At 56.0% G+C, this 20529-nt stretch carries 21 protein-coding genes; 8 read left to right on the forward strand and 13 right to left on the reverse strand.

Annotation, left to right across the window (positions count from 1 at the left end):
* Nucleotides 1-8: 8 nt before the first annotated feature.
* The gene (locus BD01_RS10825) at nucleotides 9-638 is read right to left on the reverse strand and encodes a phosphatase PAP2 family protein (RefSeq protein ID WP_042692977.1); all 630 of its coding nucleotides are present in this window, start codon (nucleotides 636-638) and stop codon (nucleotides 9-11) included.
* A gap of 116 nt (nucleotides 639-754) precedes the next feature.
* Here BD01_RS10825 and BD01_RS10830 point away from each other — a divergent pair, with 116 nt between their 5' ends.
* On the forward strand, nucleotides 755-1339 hold the full coding sequence (locus tag BD01_RS10830; RefSeq protein ID WP_042692979.1) for a 50S ribosomal protein L15e: 585 nt from the start codon (nucleotides 755-757) through the stop codon (nucleotides 1337-1339).
* Nucleotides 1340-1347: 8 nt separating this feature from the next.
* Here BD01_RS10830 and BD01_RS11420 read toward each other — a convergent pair whose 3' ends face one another.
* Together BD01_RS11420 and BD01_RS10840 are read right to left on the reverse strand one after the other, a co-directional pair.
* On the reverse strand, nucleotides 1348-1587 hold the full coding sequence (locus tag BD01_RS11420) for a type II toxin-antitoxin system VapC family toxin (protein WP_245599244.1): 240 nt from the start codon (nucleotides 1585-1587) through the stop codon (nucleotides 1348-1350).
* Between the two features lie 134 nt (nucleotides 1588-1721).
* Nucleotides 1722-1952, reverse strand: coding sequence for an AbrB/MazE/SpoVT family DNA-binding domain-containing protein (locus BD01_RS10840; RefSeq protein WP_042692982.1), 231 nt, complete (start codon nucleotides 1950-1952; stop codon nucleotides 1722-1724).
* Between the two features lie 96 nt (nucleotides 1953-2048).
* On the opposite strand from BD01_RS10840, the gene BD01_RS10845 reads away from it, so the two are divergent.
* From BD01_RS10845 to BD01_RS10855, 3 genes are read left to right on the forward strand one after another with little or no spacing between them, the layout of a single operon-like run.
* Nucleotides 2049-2507, forward strand: a complete 459-nt coding sequence (locus tag BD01_RS10845) for an RNA-binding protein (protein ID WP_042692984.1) — start codon at nucleotides 2049-2051, stop codon at nucleotides 2505-2507.
* Complete coding sequence (locus BD01_RS10850) at nucleotides 2504-3151, forward strand: Ribonuclease P protein component 3 (RefSeq protein WP_042692987.1); 648 nt, start codon at nucleotides 2504-2506, stop codon at nucleotides 3149-3151. The genes BD01_RS10845 and BD01_RS10850 overlap by 4 nt, the downstream gene beginning before the upstream one ends.
* 9 nt (nucleotides 3152-3160) lie before the next feature.
* Nucleotides 3161-4162: a TIGR00341 family protein gene (locus BD01_RS10855; protein ID WP_042692989.1), complete on the forward strand. Its 1002-nt coding sequence runs from the start codon at nucleotides 3161-3163 to the stop codon at nucleotides 4160-4162.
* Nucleotides 4163-4171: 9 nt separating this feature from the next.
* On the opposite strand, the gene BD01_RS10860 is transcribed toward BD01_RS10855, so the two are convergent.
* The 5 genes from BD01_RS10860 to BD01_RS10880 form a co-directional block, all read right to left on the reverse strand.
* On the reverse strand, nucleotides 4172-5500 hold the full coding sequence (locus tag BD01_RS10860; RefSeq protein ID WP_042692992.1) for a TrpB-like pyridoxal phosphate-dependent enzyme: 1329 nt from the start codon (nucleotides 5498-5500) through the stop codon (nucleotides 4172-4174).
* Nucleotides 5501-5748: 248 nt separating this feature from the next.
* Nucleotides 5749-7098 carry a hypothetical protein gene (locus tag BD01_RS10865; protein WP_042692995.1) on the reverse strand — a complete coding sequence of 450 codons (1350 nt, stop codon included), beginning with the start codon at nucleotides 7096-7098 and terminating at the stop codon, nucleotides 5749-5751.
* A gap of 108 nt (nucleotides 7099-7206) precedes the next feature.
* Nucleotides 7207-7983, reverse strand: coding sequence for a hypothetical protein (locus tag BD01_RS10870; protein WP_156927410.1), 777 nt, complete (start codon nucleotides 7981-7983; stop codon nucleotides 7207-7209).
* The gene (locus tag BD01_RS10875) at nucleotides 7983-8765 is read right to left on the reverse strand and encodes a hypothetical protein (protein ID WP_042693000.1); all 783 of its coding nucleotides are present in this window, start codon (nucleotides 8763-8765) and stop codon (nucleotides 7983-7985) included. The genes BD01_RS10870 and BD01_RS10875 overlap by 1 nt, the downstream gene beginning before the upstream one ends.
* 9 nt (nucleotides 8766-8774) lie before the next feature.
* On the reverse strand, nucleotides 8775-9218 hold the full coding sequence (locus BD01_RS10880; protein ID WP_042693002.1) for a hypothetical protein: 444 nt from the start codon (nucleotides 9216-9218) through the stop codon (nucleotides 8775-8777).
* 81 nt (nucleotides 9219-9299) lie between these two features.
* On the opposite strand from BD01_RS10880, the gene nikR reads away from it, so the two are divergent.
* A complete protein-coding gene (gene nikR, locus BD01_RS10885) occupies nucleotides 9300-9716 on the forward strand; it encodes a nickel-responsive transcriptional regulator NikR (protein WP_042693005.1) in 417 nt (138 codons plus the stop codon).
* On the opposite strand, the gene rqcH is transcribed toward nikR, so the two are convergent.
* Entirely contained in the window at nucleotides 9713-11665 is a 1953-nt protein-coding gene (gene rqcH, locus BD01_RS10890; protein ID WP_042693007.1) for a ribosome rescue protein RqcH, read from the reverse strand. The two genes, nikR and rqcH, sit on opposite strands and share 4 nt — an antisense overlap.
* 39 nt (nucleotides 11666-11704) lie before the next feature.
* Nucleotides 11705-11956, reverse strand: coding sequence for a hypothetical protein (locus BD01_RS10895; RefSeq protein ID WP_245599246.1), 252 nt, complete (start codon nucleotides 11954-11956; stop codon nucleotides 11705-11707).
* Between the two features lie 133 nt (nucleotides 11957-12089).
* Between BD01_RS10895 and BD01_RS10900 the strand changes: the two genes are divergently transcribed.
* Nucleotides 12090-14138, forward strand: coding sequence for a 1,4-alpha-glucan branching protein (locus BD01_RS10900; protein WP_042693010.1), 2049 nt, complete (start codon nucleotides 12090-12092; stop codon nucleotides 14136-14138).
* On the opposite strand, the gene BD01_RS10905 is transcribed toward BD01_RS10900, so the two are convergent.
* Both BD01_RS10905 and BD01_RS10910 read right to left on the reverse strand, forming a co-directional pair.
* Complete coding sequence (locus BD01_RS10905; protein ID WP_042693011.1) at nucleotides 14135-14869, reverse strand: hypothetical protein; 735 nt, start codon at nucleotides 14867-14869, stop codon at nucleotides 14135-14137. The two genes, BD01_RS10900 and BD01_RS10905, sit on opposite strands and share 4 nt — an antisense overlap.
* A 154-nt stretch (nucleotides 14870-15023) precedes the next feature.
* Nucleotides 15024-16715 carry an SLC5/6 family protein gene (locus BD01_RS10910; RefSeq protein WP_042693013.1) on the reverse strand — a complete coding sequence of 564 codons (1692 nt, stop codon included), beginning with the start codon at nucleotides 16713-16715 and terminating at the stop codon, nucleotides 15024-15026.
* 582 nt (nucleotides 16716-17297) lie between these two features.
* On the opposite strand from BD01_RS10910, the gene gdhA reads away from it, so the two are divergent.
* The gene (gene gdhA, locus BD01_RS10915; RefSeq protein WP_042693015.1) at nucleotides 17298-18560 is read left to right on the forward strand and encodes a glutamate dehydrogenase; all 1263 of its coding nucleotides are present in this window, start codon (nucleotides 17298-17300) and stop codon (nucleotides 18558-18560) included.
* A gap of 84 nt (nucleotides 18561-18644) precedes the next feature.
* On the opposite strand, the gene BD01_RS10920 is transcribed toward gdhA, so the two are convergent.
* Complete coding sequence (locus BD01_RS10920; protein WP_042693017.1) at nucleotides 18645-19811, reverse strand: P-loop NTPase family protein; 1167 nt, start codon at nucleotides 19809-19811, stop codon at nucleotides 18645-18647.
* Between the two features lie 102 nt (nucleotides 19812-19913).
* Here BD01_RS10920 and psmB point away from each other — a divergent pair, with 102 nt between their 5' ends.
* Nucleotides 19914-20522 carry an archaeal proteasome endopeptidase complex subunit beta gene (gene psmB, locus BD01_RS10925; protein ID WP_042693020.1) on the forward strand — a complete coding sequence of 203 codons (609 nt, stop codon included), beginning with the start codon at nucleotides 19914-19916 and terminating at the stop codon, nucleotides 20520-20522.
* Nucleotides 20523-20529: the final 7 nt, after the last annotated feature.

Below are 20529 nucleotides of genomic sequence, written 5' to 3' on the forward strand. Positions count from 1 at the left end.
TGCCCGCCTTAAACCCTTTTCTCAATTCTCACCGCGACGAGAGCCACGAGGAAGCCCGCTACCGCGTCCCAGACCCAGTGTTCACCGAGGAGAACCGTTGAGATTGGGACGAGCGCGAGGAAAACTGCGAGCGGGACTGTTTCCTTCTTCTTAACCTCCAGAACCGAGAGCAGGCCGATGAAGGCCAGTGTGCAGTGCGGGGAGGGGAGAACGAACTCGGGTCGAGCGGTCCAGTCGTTGGGCGCGTAGCGCTCCGGGAGAGTGTAAACGACGTGAGGCGCGTGGACGTGGAATACCAGAAAAGAGAGGGCCAGGATTCCGAAGCCGAGGGCGAACCTGAAGGCGAGCCTCTTCGCCCGCTTCGGGTCGGCGAATGTGAAGTAGAGGGCCGGGAGCCAGAAGCTACCCGCGAAGCCGGCCCTATAAACCGCCCTCATGAGCGCGTGGAGGTAATGATGGGAGACCGTCCAGCTCACGAGGGAGTACTCGAAGTGATATGATGTCATTGGCAGGTCGAGGAGGGAACGGGTAACGTCGGCGCTCCAGCGCCCGATGAATGGATAGACTAAGGCGTAGGCATCCCAGGAGAGGTAGACCGCGAGGAAGAGGAGGATGAGCCCCAACCGTTTTCCCGTCATCGACGTTAGTCCTCCGCAACCCTTAAAAACCAACCCTCGAAACTCGACCGACTAGGCGGGTTCGCCCGCGGGATGTTCCGCTCTGCGGAGAACCACAAACGTGGGAGGGAATTGAAATGGGAATGTACAAGTACATAAGGGAAGCCTGGAAGAGCCCCAAGAAGAGCTACGTGGGAGAGCTCCTCAAGAAGAGGATGGTTAAGTGGAGGAGAGAGCCGGTCGTCGTCCGCGTCGAGAGGCCCACGAGGCTTGACCGCGCTCGCTCGCTCGGCTACCAGGCCAAGCAGGGCTACGTCGTCGTTCGCGTTAGGGTCAGGCGTGGCGGCAGGAAGAGGCCCAGGTGGAAGGGCGGAAGGAAGCCGAGCAAGATGGGTATGGTCAAGTACTCGCCGAAGAAGAGCCTCCAGTGGATAGCCGAGGAGAAGGCCGCGAGAAAGTTCCCGAACCTTGAGGTCCTCAACTCCTACTGGGTCGGCGAGGACGGAATGTACAAGTGGTTCGAGGTCATAATGGTTGACCCGCACCACCCGGTCATAAAGAGCGACCCGAAGATAGCCTGGATTGCCCTCAAGCCCCACAAGGGTAGGGTCTTCCGCGGTCTCACCAGCGCTGGCAAGAAGGGTCGCGGCCTGAGGAACAAGGGTAAGGGCGCCGAGAAGGTCAGGCCCAGCGTGAGGGCCAACAAGGGCAAGACCAAGTGATTTCTCCTCTATTCTTCTTCCGGCTTTTCGAGCTTTATCCTCTTAATTCCGAGCTTGTCGAAGGCCTTATCCGAGCTGATTATCACCCCTCCGCACTTCGCCGCGTGAACTGCATCGAAGGGATTAAGATTGTGCTCCTTCATGTAGTATGCCGCCCGGAGGTAGTCCTCGTTTTCCCCCTCGATTATCGCCATCACGGCCGCTAAGAGTCTAACAGGGTCGAGGCCGAACTTCTTTGAGAGTATCAAAAGCTCGAGGAATGTTGCCTCCGAGGTCGTTATCTCCCCTTTATATTTTTTTGTAAAGCTTTCTGGCGTTCTCCTTCAGCCAGTCGTTGGGTTTGAGAAGTGCGAGGAAAAAATCCGTGTCCGCGTAGACCATCTCACCCACCCGCGAGCTTCTCTGCCTCTTTCAGGATTTCCCTCCTCAGCTCTTCGAGGGAAACGTCCGGGAGCTTCTTCCCGAGTTCCTCAAGCTCTCCCAGCGGGTCTTTCGGCTTGGGCACTATGAGAATACCCTCCGCTACTCTAACGAGGTAAACCTCGCCCGAGAGGTTCTTCCTGAGCTCCTTGGGTATGTAGAGCCTCCCCCTTGAGTCCACCCTGGCCAGCATTTTCCCACCATAGGGGTTTTGGGTGGGAACATACTTATGGTTTTCCCCCACTCATCTTTTTAAATCCCTCCTCCAAAGGAGTTCGGGTGGGAGAAGATGGCACTCAGGGCACACCACGTCAGGCTTACGACCTTCATTCACGCGACCGAGGACGAGGACAAGGTTCTCGAGGCGATAGGAACCTTCATTCCCGCGGAGATAGACGACGAGGACGTTCACTTTGATGTTGAGGAAACCACGGGCTTCTTTGGCAACCCGATTAAGGTCGTCAACGTCGAGATAAAAAGGAGCAAAGCGGTGAGGGCGTTCCTCAAGCACTTCAGAGAGCTCCTCGACGAGAGTGCGAGGCGCTACATCCTTGAGAACCTCGACGAGAAGGTCGACGAGGAGGGAACGCTCTACGTCCGCTTCAACAAGCAGAAGGCCTACCTCGGCGACGTTGAGGTTGACGAGGGAGCCGATGTGATACAGGTCAGAATTAAGGTCAAGGCCTTCCCGATGAGGAAAGAGGCCGTTGTGAAGGCCGTGAGGGAGTGGCTGGAGGAGAAGGAATGAGCGGGAGGGACTACTTCATCGAGATGGACGTCAGGAGCGCGGAGGCCTACGAGTTAGCTAAGGAGTGGTTCGACGAGGTAGTCTTCACCAAAAAGCTCGTCCTCGACAATGAGCCGGACTGGGACTCGCTGAAGGAAGAGGTTAGGGAGCTTCGAAAGACCTACGGAAAGGTTGCACTCCTGCTCGTAACTAAGAAGCCGAGCCTGATACGGGCCTTCAGGGCCAGGAACCTCAGGGCTCTGCTCTACGTTCAGGGAGGCGACATGAGGGTCAACAGAATGGCAATCGAGGCAAAGGTTGACGCCCTGATAAGCCCCTGGCTCGGGAGGAAGGACTACGGTTTCGACCACACCTTGGCGGGAATGGCCGGCAGGAGGGGCGTAGCAATTGGCTTCTCGCTCTCACCCCTTTTGAGGGCGAATCCCTACGAGAGGGCCCTAACGCTCCGCTTCATGGCCAAGGTCTGGGAGCTTGTCAGAAAGTACCGCGTCCCGCGCTTCATCACGAGCTCCGCCGAGAGCAGGTGGGAGGTTCGCGGGCCGAGGGACTTGATGAGCCTCGGGATAAACATCGGAATGGAGATTCCAGAGGCGAGGGCAAGCCTGAACTTCCACCCGAGGCGGATTCTCGGCAAACTCGAGTAGGTGTTGGCGGTGCTGAAGGTCGAGGTCACCTGCGGGCTCGACGAGCGGGAGAAGCTTGAAGAGGTTCTGAAAAAGTGGGGCGTTCCCTTCTACACCGAGGAAGTGAAGGCCAACGGGAAGGGCGCCCTCAAGGTCACGGCCTTCGCGCCGGACTTCGTGATAAACGACCTCGTTGACGAGCTCGTCAGAGCCGTTGACATGAGGAAGGGCCACGCCTCAATAACCTGGTCGCAGGTCAGCGGGAGGTCGGTGCGCTACTCCTCCGCCGTCAGGTCCCTTGAAAGGTTCCGGGGTAGGTGGAGTATTGCCGACATCGAGGGCCTCATCGAGAGCGCCAACTCCCAGGCAAGGGTTGACCCGATTCAGCTGACCCTCGGGGCCGTTGCCTCAATGGTTGCCCTCTTCGGCCTGATAGGCAACAACATCGTTATGATAATCTCGGCGATGCTCCTCTCGCCAATCCTCGGCCCCCTCTACGGCTTCTCGCTCAACGTCGTTATGGGGCGCGGAAGGGACGCCCTAACCGCCGTCTCCTCGATTCTCAAGCTCCTGACGGTTATATTCACCTCAGCCCTCGTCGTCTCCCTTCTCCTGAAGCTCTTTGGTCTCATGCCGGCTGAACCGACGAGAGAAATCCTCATCAGGGGAGATTCGGGGATTGTTTACATCCTCCTCGCGGTCCTCCTCGGCTACGCTGGCGTGGTGGCGATAGTGAGCAGAATTCCCGAGATTCTTGCCGGAGTTTCGATAGCGGCCGCCCTCGTGCCTCCGACAACCGTCGTGGGAATCTCGCTCGCGATGGGCTGGTGGGGCATCTTCTTTGGCTCGCTCCGCCTCACGGTTGAGAACGTCCTCGGCCTGCTCATAGGTTCCCTACTCGGCCTCTACATCCTCAACGTCTCGCCGAGGAGCTACTACGAGAAGCGGTCCGCGAAGCTCTACACGAAGAGGACGATGGCAGTCCTCGGCATTATGCTGCTCTTCCTAATCCTGCTGGAACTGGCAAAGTAAAAAAAGGTCTCAGGGCGTCTCCAGAGCCGGGAAGTAGTCCGGCTCGTAGTCCTCGAGCTTTCCATCCAGGTAATCCTCGTAGCCCTTCAGGTCGAGCAGGCCGTGGCCACTCAGGTTGAAGAGTATGACCTCCTCCTTTCCTTCTTCCTTCGCCTTTAACGCCCTGTCTATGACGCCCTTTATCGCGTGGGCGCTTTCGGGTGCTGGGATTATGCCCTCGGTCTTCGCGAACAGCTCCGCCGCCTGGAAGACCTCGTTCTGGTGGTAAGCTACTGGCCTGACTATTCCGTGGTTTATGAGGACGCTCAGCGTCGGAGCTAAGCCGTGGTAGCGCAGGCCGCCTGCGTGTATCGGCGGGACGTAGTAGGTGTGGCCGAGTGTGTGCATCTTCATCTTTGGGGTGTAGCCTCCGGAGTCGCCGAAGTCGTACTTGTAAACCCCGCGCGTCATGCTCGGGGCGGCTTTCGGCTCGACCGCTATGAACTCGTACTCTTTTTTACCGCTCAGAACGTCCCTCACGAAAGGATACGCCAGCCCGGCGAAGTTGCTTCCACCGCCGACGCATCCGACTATAACGTCCGGCTCCTCGAACTCCTTCATCTGCTCAATGGCCTCGAGGCCGATGACGGTCTGGTGCATGAGCACGTGGTTGAGAACGCTCCCGAGGGCGTAGCGGGCTTTTTCGTCCCTTAAAACGTCTTCAATCGCCTCGCTTATCGCTATTCCAAGGCCGCCGGGGTGGTTGGGGTCCTCGCTCAGGAACTTCCGACCTATCTCGGTTCTGTCGCTCGGACTCGGGTAGATTTCGGCCCCGTAGAGGCGCATTATCGTCTTTCTGTAGGGCTTCTGGAAGTAGCTGGCGCGCGCCATGTAAACGCGAACTTTTAACCCGAGAAGAGCACCGGCCAGGCTCAAAGCGGTTCCCCACTGGCCGGCTCCGGTCTCGGTAACGAGCCTCTCTATTCCCTGCTCCTTTGCGTAGTAGGCCTGAGCTAAAGCGGTGTTTATCTTGTGGCTTCCGGTTACGGTAGCCCCTTCATACTTGAAGTAGATTTTAGCGGACGTGCCGAGGGCCTTTTCGAGATTTGTGGCGCGGAAAAGTGGTGTTGGCCTGCCTATCTTGGCGTAGAGTTCACGGACCTTCTTTGGAATCTCGATGTACCTTTCCGTGCTCATCTCCTGCTTTACAAGCTCCTCAGCGAAAATCCTCAACAGCTTCTCCGGCCCCATCGGCTCGTCGGTTTCCGGGTCGAGGGGCGGAGCCAAGGGCTCCGGGAGGTCGGGCAGTATGTTGTACCATCTCTTTGGTATCTTCGAATCGGGCAGAACGGCTTTCATTCTAACACCTCCTCAAATTCCTTTAATCCGTTCGAGAAAGGTCCCAAAGGGTGAGGGAATAAGAGCGTGAGAACTAAACCGGAGCGTTTAAGTGACAGAACTGCGCGGCCAAAAGCACTCCCTCCTCAGCTCAGCGCCAAAAACAATCCCGCCTAACGGCTATGTCAGGGCTCGAGAAGCGACCTTTAAAGCCAAAAACAATCACTCCTGACCATCATGGCGCATCGAGGTAAGGAAACTGCGTTTCCTTAAGTTCTTTTCGGTTGCTTTATTGACGATAAGACGAATTGTACGTTTTTGGCTTCCCCTTTAACTGCCACAGCGACGAAGTATCCTCTGCGTTCGAGGCAAATGGAAGTCGTTTCCCCGTCGGAAGCGTCGAGCAGGTAGCGGGCGTAGTCGCACTGCCCGCGAATTCCGTACACGAGAAGGTTCACGCTGACGTTCTTCTCACCCACAGACGTCAAAAACTCTTTTCCAGCGAGGGACCAGAGGGCAGGTTCTCCGGCGGGTTTCAGGACGAGGCTTCCGTTGAGCTCCGCTATCACGGCGTTGAGCACTTCTTCGGGGGTTGTTCCCCTCACTTCCCGGCCGTTTCTCAGACCGCAGGGTGAGAGCTTCTCCGCCGAGTTTTTCACTTCTGTAGTTTTCCCGCTCAGAACGAGGATTTCCTTCCCCTTAAGGGCAACGTAGTGAGATTCCCCTCCCCTCGTCCAGAGAGACCACCTGCAGTCCCCGCTTTTTCCCTCCATCAGCTTGACGTATCCGGTTCCCTTGAGCTCTATTTCTATGGCTTTGTAGGTGTTCCTCACCCATTCCCCCGGCCAGTCCGATAGGTCGAGCTTTCCAACCCTGACGCTCCCGTTTGAGCTCCAGTTGAAGCGGTACCTTACGAAAGTCGGCGGCTCGCTCGCGTTCCAGAGGTAGTCGTCGTGCCAGCGGAGCGCAAACCCCTTGACGCCCCTGCAGGGGCCTCGCGCCGAGATAACGGCGAGGCCACCGCCGAGAATCCTTGTTTCGGCCAGATATACGCATTCCCCATCCCTAGCGAAGAGGGCATCTCTCATGATGTCGGAGTCGCTTACGTAGTTCTCCACAATCCCTAGGTAGCCCTCCGATTCAACGCGTTTTGCGGCCTCACTGTAGGCGTTATCGGCCTTCTCACGTGGTTCATAGAGGGTTACATAACGGCCGAGGACTGGAAGTCTGACCCCTGAGGACTTCCAGGCAACCCCGCTGACGAGAATCGTCGAGTACGCAACCGTTTTGTTGCAGGAGTAAGTGAGCTCCCCACCGCCCAGCGGCCAAGTATCGGCCTTTCTTCCCCAGCAACCTGTGGCAAAATAAAGGCCGAACTCGACGTTCGGGCCCGTGACCGGAGGGGGCATTAAGAGGAGCATCAGGATGAGCGAGATTATCAAAAACGGTGCCAGCCGGAGGGGCCTTTTGCTGTAGTAGTTCCTGAAAACCAGTGGGGGTACGATAACTGCGGAGATAAAGAGGAGGACTCCGAGGAGGTGGTTGAGCTGGAGGATTATCCATGCGAGGGATGAGAGCAACGCCGAAACGGCGACGGAAGCAATCAGTTTGCCCGTCATGGTCCTCGTTAGTTGTTACGTCTCGGAGGAATATAACCTTTGCCATGGTTTCAAATTGTTTTGAATCGTTCTTAAGAATCGTCTAGGGGTTATGAAAAAGGAAAAATGTTAGCTTTCCGGTTTCTGGATTATCTCAATGGCCTTGTCAACGTCCGCTTTCCTTCCCTTAAGGGCTATGAGGGCGTAGTAATCACCGCCGTCGTTTCTCAGGAACTTTATGCTCCTGTCTTCCTTTTTCATCACGTACTCAGCGTATTTCACCTGGTCATCGCTTGAGTACACGAGAATGAGGACTTCGACACCTTCTCCGACGTTTGCCTTGAAGGAGAACTTAGCGAGGTACCAGTCTGGCATGGGGCCGGTCCAGTTGGAAGGGGTTGTGGTAACGTTGTTCTTCATGAACTTGTTGCCGAGCGAGATTGCCATCGCCTCGGCTACCTTCCAGGGGCTTGGCGACGGCAGCGGGCTTGAGTCCAAGGGTCTCCCGCAGAGCCAGTGCTCATCGCTGGCGTTCAAAACCGCCCCCGTCTCCCCGCGTATAACCAGAAACCTCGTTCCGTTGTAGGCCAGGTAGTAGCTCTTTGTCCCCCTCGTCCAGTAGCTCCACTGGCACGTTTTACTGCTCCAGTTTCCAGATACCATTGAGTAGCCAATCTTTGAGAGTTCGGAGAGCACACTTCCGTAAAGTCCTCCCGCGTTCTCGATTGTCTTGTTCACTACCTCGACGGAGCCAATCTTTTTCCAGCTCATGTTTACGAGGCTTGGGGGGTCGGTGTAGCCCCAGATTTCGGGTTTCGGAACCGGCTCGATGTAGTAGTACTCCCAGTAAATTAATCCGACTAAAATCAGGATTGCAACGAGTGCCAGCACCTTCTTCATTTCCATCACCCGCAGGAAGCTCCTCTTGTATTGGCAACGCTCTCAATCGAATCGTAGGCCCTAGAGATATCCCCCGTGGGGCCGTCGAGTACCACAAGCGCACGATAGCTGAGGGCGGAGATGCAGAGCGTTTTCCCCTCCAGGAGCGACCTCGCGTACTCAAGCTGTTCGTCCGTTGCGTAGATTAGAATCAGGATTTTCACCTTTCCGGCCTCTAAGCTGTAGTTGGCGAGGTTCCAGGGGATTTTTCCGTTCCACTCTGAGGGAACGACGATTACGCCGTCTTTTTCCAGTGCGTCGCCTATAAGTGAGGCCGTGTAGGAGAGGGCTTTTTGGGGGCTCGGGCCGATGACGGTGGTCTTCCAACCTGGCTTTCCGCACTTCGACGTCTCGTTCACCCACTCAACGACTGCCTTCAGCTCTCCGCGTGCCACTAAAATGCCGCCTTCGGTCTCCCCAACGTAGTAGGCCCTCCTCCCGTCCCAGATTGTCCACCGGCAGTCGCTCCAGTTGGCGTAGACGGGGTAGTAGCCGAGGGCCCTGAGCTGCTCTTCCAGTTTCCCTGTGAGGTTCCTGGGAAGCGTCGTTACCTCGACGTTCCCGTTCCTTTCCCAGCTCACGTTTTCGAGAAGCGGCGGGTCGGTGAGGCCCCAGAGGGCGGGTTTTTCTACGGGTTTAACGCTTTCCTCCTCCTGCCCCATTTCCCCGCCCTTCGGCAGGTAGTTTACGACGCCAACCGCTATGAGTGCGATAACTATGATTGCCAAAATCCTGTACTTCCCTTTCATCCCAACACCTCACGCGACCTCGGTCTGCTCGTAGGGGCTCTTCCCCTGCCTGTGCTTCACGAGGAGCGAGTAGAAGAACTCCTTCATGTCTGGGGACATACCGTCGTCGAGGAGTATGTCGGCTTTTCCCGAGTAGTCCTTCTCCGCCTTCGTCACGAGCAGGGCAATCTTCGGGGTCAGGTGTTCGAGCAGGGCCTTTCCCACCTCTGCGTACTCCTCGTCGTCGAGCTCCTCATCGCTCTCGATGGCTATGTAGACGATGAACCCCTTCATCTGGACCGCGAGCACGGTTTCCGTCTCGGTCACCTCGAAGAACGAGAAGTTGTAGCCTTCCCTCTCGGCCCTCGCTATGAGCAGACCCTTTATCGAGAGCGTAACGGGCTTTCCCTCAATCTCGAAGATTAAATCCTCCGCGAACTCCCTTCGCGCTATTGAGTAGAGCTCATCCCTCATGCTCGAACCTACTCCGGTTCGGATAAAAGACTTTTGGAACAGGTTTATAACTTTCGTGTCATCACTTGGGTTGGTGGTGTTATGAAGGTGGTCCGTTTCGGCGTCTCCGTACCTGAGGAACTGCTTGAAAAGTTCGACAGGATAATCGAGGAAAAGGGCTACGTGAACAGGAGCGAGGCGATAAGGGATTTGATGAGGGACTTCATAATCAGGCACGAGTGGGAGACCGGCGATGCGGAAGTTGCCGGAACGATAACGATGCTCTACAACCACGATGAAGCGGACGTCGTTAAAGAGCTCCTCGACCTACAGCACGACTACCTTGATGAAATAGTTTCCAGCATTCACGTCCACATGGACGAGCACAACTGCCTCGAGGTCGTCATCGTCAAGGGGAAGGCGAGCAGGATAAAGGAGATAGCGGACAGGCTTTTGAGCCTCAAGGGAGTGAAGCACGGCAAGCTCGTCATGACGGGGACGGGGAAGGAGCTGGTTTAACCCACCACCTCCGCTATTTCTCCCCCTCCCGGCGGAAGAATCGCGTTCAAATCCTCCTCGCGCACCTTGTAGCCCCACTTCTCCAGGATTCCGCGTATCTTCTTGACGAGCTCTCCCTTCTTGAGTCTGCCTGGCCTTATGACGATGTACCTGTTCGTGTGGGCCTTAATCGCGTCAACCGGCGCGCAGACGACGTAGTCTTCCCCATCGTAGTTTATCACGCCAACCGCTAACTTCAGCGGAAGCCCGCGAAGCCAGTTCCTCTTTCCGTAGACCATGAAGGCGCCCTTACCGAGGTACTCACCGCTCGGGGCCTGCTTCGTCACCTGATTTGGATACGCCCAGTAGGCGTCCGCTCCATACAGCCCCTGACTCCAGGCGCGACTCATCGAGACTGCGAACTGGCAGGCCTCGAATATCGTCTTCTCCCCGGCCTTTTGCCCGTCCTTGATGACGACGTGGGGAGCGCCGTAAACGTCGGCGTGGCAGTAGAGGTCGTTCTCGGTCATGTGCTTCTTTATCAGGGTTTCGTTCGTTCCTGCATCTTTTCCCGCCAAGACAAGAAAGCCCTCGCTCGAAACGAACCAGCGGAACTTCTCGAACCACTTCTTCTTTCTCCTCTCGATTCTCTTGACGTTGAGCTCCTTCTTCATCTCCTCCTCGATGAGCTTCTCGACCTCGTCGAGCTTGCGCTTCGTGTCCTCGTAGGCCTTCAAGGCACCCTCGTACTTGTGCCTGAACTTCTTGGCCTTCTCGTAGTAGAGCTCGGCGTTCTCGCCTATGCTTTTGTTGAGGTAGAGTTTAACCTTCCTCCCCTCGAGCTCAATCGTTACGGCCTTCTCCTTCGGGTCGATGGCCTTCACCATGAGCGCAACTCTGTTACCCTCTTTTTTGCCCGCCTCTATGCGCTTCCTGAACTCCTCCCAGCCGAGCTTTTCTGTGGCCTTCCTGAACTCGTCCAAAAGCCTCTCTATGAGGGCGTAGTTCGCGTAGATTAAATCCCCTATCTCCTGGTTCTCGTTCATCGCTTTTTCAAAGCCCTTCAGCATCTCCTCCTGCTTTCTCAGCGTCGCCAGCAACTGCCTTTTCTTGTTTTCGAGCTTCCTCGTCCTCTCGATTTTGGCCTTCTCGATTGTGAGCTTACCGAAGTACTCGTCGAGGGCCTCGCTGAACGTTTTGAAATACTTCTTTTCAAGCCCCTCATAGATTCTCAGCTCGATTGGAACGACGTCGTGCATGTTGCCGTCCTTGTAGACGATGTTCGGCCTCGGCTCGTCGTTGAAGGTTCCCATCATCGCCTCGTAGACCTTCTTTAAATCCTCATCGCTCAGCTCCTTCACAGGGGTGGTTTTCTCGAAGCCGGCCCTTATGGAAATCTCCTCCGCGTACATTCCGCCCATGTTGAGCTTCCTCGCCAGAGCTCTGACGAGCTCAAGCTCCTCGTTCTCCCTCATCAGCTCAAGAAAGCGCTCGAAGCTGACCTCCAGAGGGTTTTCTCTCGCCGGCGGGAACTTGTATTCTGCCTTGGGCTTTATCGCCCTGTCCTTGTACTCCTCGTATCTCAAAGCGGCAACAATCCTGTTCTCGGAATCCACGAGGACGATGTTGCCCCTCCTGAAGAGCTCGCCGATGAGCGTGTAGTCACCGACACGAATCTTGACAATCCTGTCGAACTGGTGTTGCTCTATCGCGTCTATAAAGCCTCCGCTCAGGTGCTTTCTGAGGAGCATCGTGAAGCTCGAAGGCTGTTTCGGTGCCTCCTTGACGTAGCTCGTTAAATGAAACCTCTTTCCAGCCTGGAGGATTAAATCGGCCCTGCCTTCCTTCGTGCGGAGCTTAATCCTAATCTCGTCGCCGTCGTGATAGACCTTGTCAACGCGAGAGCCAACGAGCCACTGGAGTTCTCTCACGACGTAGCGTATATCAACTGAACTCATCTCTTCCTTCATTCTCTCACCCGAAAAGAGTAGAGGGCGGGGGTTAAAAGGTTAAAGCCTGAGCGCGAGCAGAACGAGCGCCCCCGCAATCGCGAGAGCCGCCCTGGTTGCGTCGCTTTTGTTCCCCTCAATGGCTTCGCTCAGCAGTCCGAAGGAGAGGCCGACGAGCCCCATGTCGTAGAGCACGTACGCGAGCTTCGTAAAGGCGTCCATAGGGGATGAGAGCACGCTCAGTATTGCACCCAGAAGAACGACCGCTAGGGCACCGGCTATGAACCCGCTCTCCGTTCCTGCTAGCTCCATCGCCCTCATGTTATCACCATACTCAGTTGGAACCGGAAGATAAAACGTTTTCCATGCACATTACTGGTCACGGTGACAGGTCTGTTCCGAATAAGGTTAAATACGATGAAGCTTAAACACCAACGGTGATACCATGAGAGGCTACCTAACCTTCGTCCTTCACACTCACCTTCCCTACGTCAGGAAACACGGCAAGTGGCCCTTCGGAGAGGAGTGGCTTTACGAGGCGATGAGCGAGAGCTACCTGCCCCTGCTCATGGAGTTCGAACGTTTGAGGGACTCGGGCGTTCGCTTCCAGCTCGTGGTGAACATAACGCCCGTCCTGATGGAACAGCTGGCCGACGACTACGTCAAGGCCGAGTTCGAGAAGTACCTCTTGAGGAAAATCGAAAGAACAAGGGAGGACCTCGAATCTGGCAAATATCCTGGGAAACCTGTTAAAGAGACCCTCCGCCACTTCGAGCGCGTTTACTCCTACTGGAAGGCCATAAACGGAGACGTAATCGGCAGGTTCCGGGAGCTCCAGGAGGGGGGCTACCTTGAAATAATAACCTCCCCCGCGACACACGCCTACCTTCCCCTCCTCTGGAGGGAGGAGTCGATACGCTCGCAGATAGCCAACGGAGTGGCGACCTACGAGAAGCACTTCGGAAGGAGACCGCGGGGAATGTGGGTTTCAGAGTGCGCCTACAGGCCGGGTGGAGAATGGCATCTCCCCGGCGGAAGAACCGTTGAGAGGAAGGGAATAGAGAAGTTCCTTGAGGAGTTTGGAATCGAGTACTTCTTCGTCGAGAGCAACCTCGTTGATAACGGGCCGGTGGGCGACTCCTACGGCGCCCCGGTTCCCACAGGCTCCCTCGCGACGCTCAGGCCATACTGGGTCAAGGGGTCAAACGTCGCAATCTTTGCCAGAAACCGCGAGACGGGCCATCAGGTCTGGAGCGCCCACTACGGCTACCCGGGCGACTTCCATTACCGGGAGTTCCACAGGAAGGCCGAGCGGAGCGGTAACCAGTACTGGCGCGTGACGGGCAAGGACGTTGATTTGGGCGAGAAAGACTTCTACGACCCCGAGAAGGCCCTTGAGCGGGTTGAAGAGCATGCGAGGCACTTCGTTTCCCTCGTCGAGGACCTGCTCGCGAGGTTCGAGGAGGAAACCGGCGAGAAGGGGATAATCGTTGCCCCCTACGACACAGAGCTGTTCGGCCACTGGTGGTACGAGGGAGTTAAGTGGCTTGGCAGGGTTCTTGAGCTTCTTGCCGGGAGGGGAATCAAAACGACGACGCTTTCGGCCTTCCTCTCGAACTACTCCGGGGAGAGGCTTGAGGTTGAACTTCCTGAGGGCTCGTGGGGCGCCAACGCGGACCACTCGACCTGGTGGAATCCGGAAACGGAGTGGACGTGGGAGGAAATCTACCGCGCGGAGGAGCGTATGGTCGCGCTGGCGAGCCGCTTTTACGGGAAGGACAAGCTCGGCGACAGGGCGATAGAACAGCTCGCGAGGGAGCTTCTAATCCTTGAGGCGAGCGACTGGCAGTTCCTCATAACGACGGGCCAGGCGAAGGCCTACGCCGAGAGGCGCGTTCTGCTTCACGCTAGGGACTTCCACAGGCTCGCCAACGAGGTTGTCAGGTACTTCAAGACCGGCGAGATGGACGTTTCGCTCCTTGAGGAGCTTGAGGAGCGCGACAACCCCTTCAGGCCGGTGATAGTTGCCCACTACGTCAGCGACAATCCACCTGGGCTTGAGGAGTACGTGGAGCCCCCCGAGGTGCCGCCCGAGGAGCGGGATAGGACGGAGGAAGTGGGGGGAACGTTCGTTGAGGCTGAGGTCGAGCTCGGTGAGAGCGTCTTCGAGGGTTCCGATGAGAGGTTCTACGCGAGTTCGCTCGCCTTCGTAAAGAGAAGGAAGCCGAGGGTTCCCCTCGCTAGGAGGACTGACACGAGGCTTGCCAAGAGGGTCGAGAGGATTGGAACGCCCAGGAAGCCGAAGGCCGAGAAGAAACGCCCGCGGTTGAAGCGCCTCATAGACGTCAAGGGCATTGGCCCCAAAACCCTTGCGAAGCTGAACAAGGCGGGAATAAACACACCCGAGGACCTTCTCCGTGCGAACCTTGAAGAGCTCGCGAGGAAGACTGGGATTTCAATAAAAAGGTTGAGAAGGTTCGTGGAGCAGCTTTAGAGGAAGGCGTGGCGGTGCTTGTAGAGGCCTATTATTGCGCTCACGATGAGGTAAAGCTCCACAGCCGCGAGGAGCATCAAGAATATCAGGTAGCCCTGGACGAAGCTGGGGCTCTTGCCGAATTTGCTCGCTATTTCCTGTATTTTTTCCGGTGTAATCAGATTGTATATGCTGTACCTCAGGGCCATCATACCAACGATAACAGGTATTGGTATCGCCGAGTAGGCCAGCAGAAGCCCGAGGTAGCCCCTCCTCTGGAGGGAGAGCATGGAGAGGATTATCGGAATCGCGAGGATTAGGGCAGTGATTGCGAGGAACTGGTTGAGATAGAAGCCAGTGAGCACGAAGAAAGCGGTCATTCCAAACAGATACCTCCGGTAGACCTTCTTCAGCTCCGCTAGCATCTCCGGCTTGAAGTCGTACTCTGCCGAGCGGGAGTACAGGAGTATCCTATCGGCGAGCTTCAGGTACTTCTTCTTGCCCTCCTTCTCTATGGCCTTGTCGGTGCTCATGAGCTTGAACTCCTTGGCCTTCTTGTAGAAGAACTCCGCGAGCTCCTCGTTGTCCTTCTCAACCTCCTCAGCGAGCCTCCTGAAGTTCTCGGCAGCTTCCTTAATCTTAGCCTTCACGCGTTCTTTCTCCTTCTCCGTGAGAACCGTGAGACGGTCTATTCTATCGAGGGTTGATTCAAGAACCTCGGCTGTGTCGAGCAGAATATCCTTGCTCTTCACGTTCACACCTCCAAAAGTTGAAAAGAAAGAAGGGCCTTAAGACCCTTGTGCCTTCTCGGCCTGGAGGAGCTTTCCAATGCTCCAGTACATGAGGGCAAAAATAACAAACCAGGCAAAGAGCATGTAGATTACCCAGCTTCCCATCGTCACCACCTCAGACCTTTATGATAACCTCGTTCTTCTCGAGCTCCTCGCCGTACTTCTTCTTGATGGAGTAGTAGCTCTCGATGAATCCAATGACCCACATGACTATTATTGCAATCCTGGCAGGCCATTCGAGGGTCGTGCCTATGAGGCTCTTGACCATTCCGAGGAGCGGTATCATGAGGAGCAGTGGCGCGATGTAGAGGATTATCGGCCTGTACCACTCGGGAACCTTCATCCAGGCCCCCTCGTGGAGCTCCTTCCAGAAGTTGTCGGGCTTGAAGAGGTACACTGCGACGATGATGTCGAAGAGCGCCAGCAGGGTCAGCTGGAAGCTCACCCATGCGTCAACCTGGTCCATGTAGCCGCTTATGTAGATGACCGGCAGTCCAGCAAGGAAGTATATCACCAGAACGACCCAAGTTCCAACGTTCCTCTTTATGCCGAGGTCCTCTTCGAGGAGGGCCACGACGTAGTTGTACATTGCAATCGCTGAGGTGAATCCTGCAAACCAGAGCAGGAGGAACCAGAGTGCACCGAAGAGCCTTCCCGCGTCTCCCATGCTGACGAAGGCGTTGGGCAGGCTGGTGTACGAGAAGCCGAGTCCGAAGGTGTTTCCAATTGCCTTGAGGCCTATGTCTTTGTGCTGGGTGAGGTACTGCATAATCTCGCCCCAGTGCTGGCTGAGGTAGCTGGAGATTGTGTCAACGTTTCCTGACTTGGCTATGTCTTGGGGAACTCCCATCTGTATGAGGAAGCTTGGAGCGTCCTTGAAGGCCTTGGCAACGAGGTCTGGAGAGACTATCTTGGTGAAGTAAGCGGTCGCGAGCGGTATTGCTATTGAACCACCGAGAACGACTTCCGCGAACTCGTTGAGCGAGACGGTGGCGATACCTGAGAGGGCAACGTCATCCTTGGGGCCGAGGTAGCTCGCGTAGTTCTGGATGATACCCATACCGAGAGAGAGTGTGAAGAATATCTGTCCCGTCGCCGCGAGCATGACCGCCGCGAAGTGCTCCTTCAGGTAGGTCCAGTTCGGGCTCCAGATGAACTTGAATCCGTCTATGGTGCTCCAGTTGGGGTCAACCGGCGAGCCAAGGACGAAGACGTAGCCGACCATTATGATGGCGAAGACGTAGAGGAGCGGCATCATGACCTTGACCCAGCGCTCGATACCCTTGCTGACACCCTGGCCGACCGCTATGGCCAGCAGTATAACGGTGATGCCCCAGAAGAGCATTACCTGCGTGTGGTTGGCTAGGTAGTTGCCGAAGAACTCACCGGTGTTCTTGCCGAAGTAGGCTCCGGTTATGCTGAACCAGGAGTACGCCGCCGACCAGCCGATGAGGTGCAGGTAGTAGCTGTTGAGGAGTATGGTCAGCGAGAACGCGAGCATACCGCTTATGACGCCCCACCAGAGGGCGCTTCTCGGCTTGAGACTCTCCCTGGCCATGAGGTAGTAGGTAGGTCCTAGGGTGCCGTGTCCATACTTGCCACCGTAGCGACCGGCGACCCACTCAATCCACATCACTGGGATACCGAGGAAGAACAGCGCTATGAAATACGGCACCATGAAGGCGCCGCCACCGTTCTGGGCGACCTGGGTTGGGAACCTCACGAAGTTACCAAGGCCAACGGCGTTTCCTGCCATGGCCAAAATTAAACCAATCTTGGTCGCCCATTGGTCCCTTCCCTGCTCCACTTTTAACCACCTCCAGTCGAGACTGTATTATACCAGGGGTAAATGCCCACCTCGGGGGCACTATGTATAAGAACCTTCATTGTATAAAAAGCTTTTTGAGGGCGTTTTTCGACGAAAGACGATTTACTCTTCCGTAAAATAACTCGAAATCGGCTCTTCGTCATTTTTTCAATTTTGCCGTTTCAAACAGGTATGTACTTGATTGATAGTCGAAGAACTTAAGACTTGTATTGTCATAGTGTCAACAATGTGGCCGGGGCAACTTTATATACTCCGGTCCTTACCCTCACCGCCCGATGATTGGAACGAGAGTGAGCTGACGGGATGATGACCGACTTCTCGCTGAGGGCTTTCGAACTTTTCTTCACCGTTGCACCTCAATGTTCACCAATGTTCATAAAATCTTGGATGCACATCCCTCTTTTTGGCTAAAAATTTCGGGAGCGCTTTTTATTTCTTCGAAAATTTGAGATGCTAACTTTTTGTTGCAAACTAAGCCTTCTCCTGCCTTCTTTGCCGAAAGGTTTATATATGCAAATGCCTAAGAGTACCTCGCAGATTACCGAAACTGAGGTGATAGAGATGGTCGAGATTGACCCGTTTGAGATGGCCGTTAAGCAGCTCGAAAGGGCTGCCCAGTTTATGGACATAAGTGAGGAGGCCCTTGAGTTCCTCAAGAAGCCCATGAGGATTCTGGAAGTTAGCATTCCCCTTGAGATGGACGACGGTTCTGTCAAGGTCTTCACCGGTTTCCGCGTTCAGTACAACTGGGCCCGCGGTCCGACCAAGGGTGGTATAAGGTGGCACCCGGCCGAGACCCTCAGCACCGTTAAGGCCCTCGCCGCCTGGATGACCTGGAAGACCGCCGTCGTTGACCTCCCGTACGGTGGCGGTAAGGGTGGTATCATCGTCAACCCGAAGGAGCTCTCCGACAGGGAGAAGGAGAGGCTCGCCCGCGGTTACATAAGGGCCATTTACGACATCATCAGCCCCTACACCGACATTCCGGCTCCTGACGTTTACACCAACCCGCAGATTATGGCCTGGATGATGGACGAGTACGAGGCCATCAGCAGGAGGAAGGTTCCGAGCTTCGGAATCATCACCGGTAAGCCACCCGGAGTCGGTGGTATCGTCGCGAGGATGGACGCCACCGCGAGGGGTGCCAGCTACACCGTCCGCGAGGCCGCGAAGGCCGTCGGATGGGACGACCTCAAGGGCAAGACCATCGCCATCCAGGGCTACGGTAACGCCGGCTACTACATGGCCAAGATAATGAGCGAGGAGTACGGCATGAAGGTCGTCGCCGTCAGCGACAGCAAGGGCGGTATCTACAACCCGGACGGACTCAACGCCGACGAGGTTCTCAAGTGGAAGAGGGAGCACGGCTCAGTTAAGGACTTCCCAGGAGCCCAGAACATCACCAACGAGGAGCTCCTTGAGCTCGAGGTCGACGTCCTCGCCCCGAGCGCCATCGAGGGAGTCATCACCAAGGACAACGCCGACAAGATTAAGGCCAAGATTGTCGCCGAGCTTGCCAACGGTCCGACCACCCCGGAGGCCGACGAGATACTCTACGAGAAGGGCGTCCTCGTCATACCGGACTTCCTCTGTAACGCCGGTGGTGTCACCGTCAGCTACTTCGAGTGGGTCCAGAACATAACCGGCGACTACTGGGACGTCGAGACCACCAGGGCCAAGCTCGACAAGAAGATGACCAAGGCCTTCTGGGACGTCTACAACACCCACAAGGAGAAGAACATCAACATGCGTGACGCCGCCTACGTCGTCGCCGTCCAGAGGGTCTACGACGCCATGAAGTGGCGCGGATGGGTCAAGAAGTGATTTCTTCTCCCTTCCTTTCCTTCTCAATTCTCCCGCCGGTTCTTGAAAGCAGGTTTGCTGGGATAAGAAGAGACTAAAAGAAGGTCAGCCTTTCGTCCAGTAGTCCTTCTCCTCGACCATCGCCCTTATCATCTCGTCCTCGTCCCTGAACATCGTCCGCCTCGATGGGTTCTGCATGCCGTAGAACTCCATGAACGGACTTGGACGCCTCTTGAAGGGGTAGTAGAGGTATATCGCCGCAAGCGTCCTGTATGCTTCTGCCATCTCGCTGACGACTCCCGCTGAAACGCCCTCGGCGTAGTGGTAGACCGCTATTGCTTTGCTGACATCGACAAGGTTGAAGTCCCTCTCAACGAGCTGTCTCCTCAGTATCTCCGTTGCCTGCTCTATGTCCTCCCTCTCAAGCTCGTCTACCTCGTTTCCATCGAGGAGGTGCTTTATCCTGATTTTCTTCACGTTCGGGTTCTTGGCGACCTGGTTGTCGTATTCAGCGACGACCCACCAGTCGTCCAGGGCACCGGGGTCGAGAACGGTAAAGTGCTCGCTCAGTTTGTCGTAGAAGCCCCTGACGCGGTGGTAGTACTCCTCCTCGTGGCCGGTCATCGGGTAGCTGAGGTAGACGAGGGGCTTCTCCTTCTCCCTGAACAGCAGGTCGAGGAAGACCTCCGGCGGGTGCCTTATGCCGAACTGGAGGACGTAGCGGACGTTTATTCCCTCCTTCTTGAGCTCGTGGACAAGGGTCTTCACGTGGTTTATGGCATCTTCACGCCACATGACGAGTGTGGTGAGCTTTATGTTGTTCGGGTCGTTGCCGAAGCGCTCGAACCACTCCGGGTCGTTGATTATCCTCCTCCTGACCGAGAGCACGTCGTCGAGGACGATGATGACCCTGTCAGGTTTGAGGAGCTTGAGGTTGCTGAGGGTAAATCCTATAACGCTCCCGCTCCCCCAGCGGAAGAGGCTCGGTGTCGAAACGAGGTGGAACCTTTTGTCGCTCTCGTCTATCTCCCGCCTTATTCTCTCGAAGGCCTCGTCGCGAATCTCGTTCATCAAGTCCTGGTGGTTTATTGCGAAGTCGAGGACGTTCTTGCGGGTTATCTTAACCCCCCTCTCCTTTCCGACCTCGCGGAGGTATTCGAAGACGTGGTAGTAGGCGTAGCTCTCCCCGTTGGCCTTTTCAAGGGCCTCGCTCAGGTATTCGTCGCGCCCGTTGAGGGGCGGGCCGGTTAGAAGGATTACCTCCTTTGCCATGACAACCACCCAAGGGAGTGGGGCGAAACCTTTAAATACTCTTTCTCTAAGCGGGGTTCAGAGGTTCTTCTATTCTAAAAACCAACTCCAGGGGTGTTGTAGTTGACTGAGAACCTAAAGGGAACCACTACCGTCGGCGTAGTTTGCAAGGACGGTGTAGTTTTAGCGGCAGACAGAAGGGCATCGCTCGGCAACATGGTGCTTTCTGAGGGCGTCACGAAGGTCTTCCAGATAGACGAGCACCTCGCCCTGGCAGGAGCTGGGAGCGTTGGCGATATACTGAGCCTCGTCAGACTTCTAAGAGCCGAGGCAAAGCTCTACCGCGCGAGGGTCGGCAGGGAGATGAGCGTCAGAGCCCTTGCAACCCTTACGTCGAACATCCTGCACGGAAACCGCTTCATGCCATACTTCGGCTGGTTTCTCATAGCCGGCTACGATGAGAAGCCGGGCCTCTACTCGATAGACATGGCCGGTGGCGTCACCGAGGATAAGTTCACCGCCGCCGGTTCCGGAATGGAGTTCGCCTTCTCAATCCTTGAGGAGAACTACCGCGATGACCTCTCACTGGAGGATGGAATAAGGCTCGCCCTGAAGGCGATAAAGGCTTCCACCCGCAGGGACGTTTTCACCGGGGGTGGGGTTACACTCGTGACGGTAACGGAGGACGGCTACCGCGAGTGGAGCGAGGAGGAGCTCAAAGCGCTGTTCTGAGGTGGTG

Origin of the sequence: Thermococcus nautili (assembly GCF_000585495.1) — an archaeon.
GTDB classification, from domain to species: domain Archaea; phylum Methanobacteriota_B; class Thermococci; order Thermococcales; family Thermococcaceae; genus Thermococcus; species Thermococcus nautili.

Excerpts from the sequence above, each read along its gene's own strand:
- BD01_RS10825 (WP_042692977.1), bottom strand. The coding sequence starts at position 638 with ATGACGGGAAAACGGTTGGGGCTCATCCTCCTCTTCCTCGCGGTCTAC.
- BD01_RS10830 (WP_042692979.1), top strand. The coding sequence starts at position 755 with ATGGGAATGTACAAGTACATAAGGGAAGCCTGGAAGAGCCCCAAGAAG.
- BD01_RS10840 (WP_042692982.1), bottom strand. The coding sequence starts at position 1,952 with ATGCTGGCCAGGGTGGACTCAAGGGGGAGGCTCTACATACCCAAGGAG.
- BD01_RS10845 (WP_042692984.1), top strand. The coding sequence starts at position 2,049 with ATGGCACTCAGGGCACACCACGTCAGGCTTACGACCTTCATTCACGCG.
- BD01_RS10850 (WP_042692987.1), top strand. The coding sequence starts at position 2,504 with ATGAGCGGGAGGGACTACTTCATCGAGATGGACGTCAGGAGCGCGGAG.
- BD01_RS10860 (WP_042692992.1), bottom strand. The coding sequence starts at position 5,500 with ATGAAAGCCGTTCTGCCCGATTCGAAGATACCAAAGAGATGGTACAAC.
- BD01_RS10865 (WP_042692995.1), bottom strand. The coding sequence starts at position 7,098 with ATGACGGGCAAACTGATTGCTTCCGTCGCCGTTTCGGCGTTGCTCTCA.
- BD01_RS10870 (WP_156927410.1), bottom strand. The coding sequence starts at position 7,983 with ATGGAAATGAAGAAGGTGCTGGCACTCGTTGCAATCCTGATTTTAGTC.
- BD01_RS10875 (WP_042693000.1), bottom strand. The coding sequence starts at position 8,765 with ATGAAAGGGAAGTACAGGATTTTGGCAATCATAGTTATCGCACTCATA.
- BD01_RS10880 (WP_042693002.1), bottom strand. The coding sequence starts at position 9,218 with ATGAGGGATGAGCTCTACTCAATAGCGCGAAGGGAGTTCGCGGAGGAT.
- nikR (WP_042693005.1), top strand. The coding sequence starts at position 9,300 with ATGAAGGTGGTCCGTTTCGGCGTCTCCGTACCTGAGGAACTGCTTGAA.
- rqcH (WP_042693007.1), bottom strand. The coding sequence starts at position 11,665 with ATGAAGGAAGAGATGAGTTCAGTTGATATACGCTACGTCGTGAGAGAA.
- BD01_RS10895 (WP_245599246.1), bottom strand. The coding sequence starts at position 11,956 with ATGGAGCTAGCAGGAACGGAGAGCGGGTTCATAGCCGGTGCCCTAGCG.
- BD01_RS10900 (WP_042693010.1), top strand. The coding sequence starts at position 12,090 with ATGAGAGGCTACCTAACCTTCGTCCTTCACACTCACCTTCCCTACGTC.
- gdhA (WP_042693015.1), top strand. The coding sequence starts at position 17,298 with ATGGTCGAGATTGACCCGTTTGAGATGGCCGTTAAGCAGCTCGAAAGG.
- BD01_RS10920 (WP_042693017.1), bottom strand. The coding sequence starts at position 19,811 with ATGGCAAAGGAGGTAATCCTTCTAACCGGCCCGCCCCTCAACGGGCGC.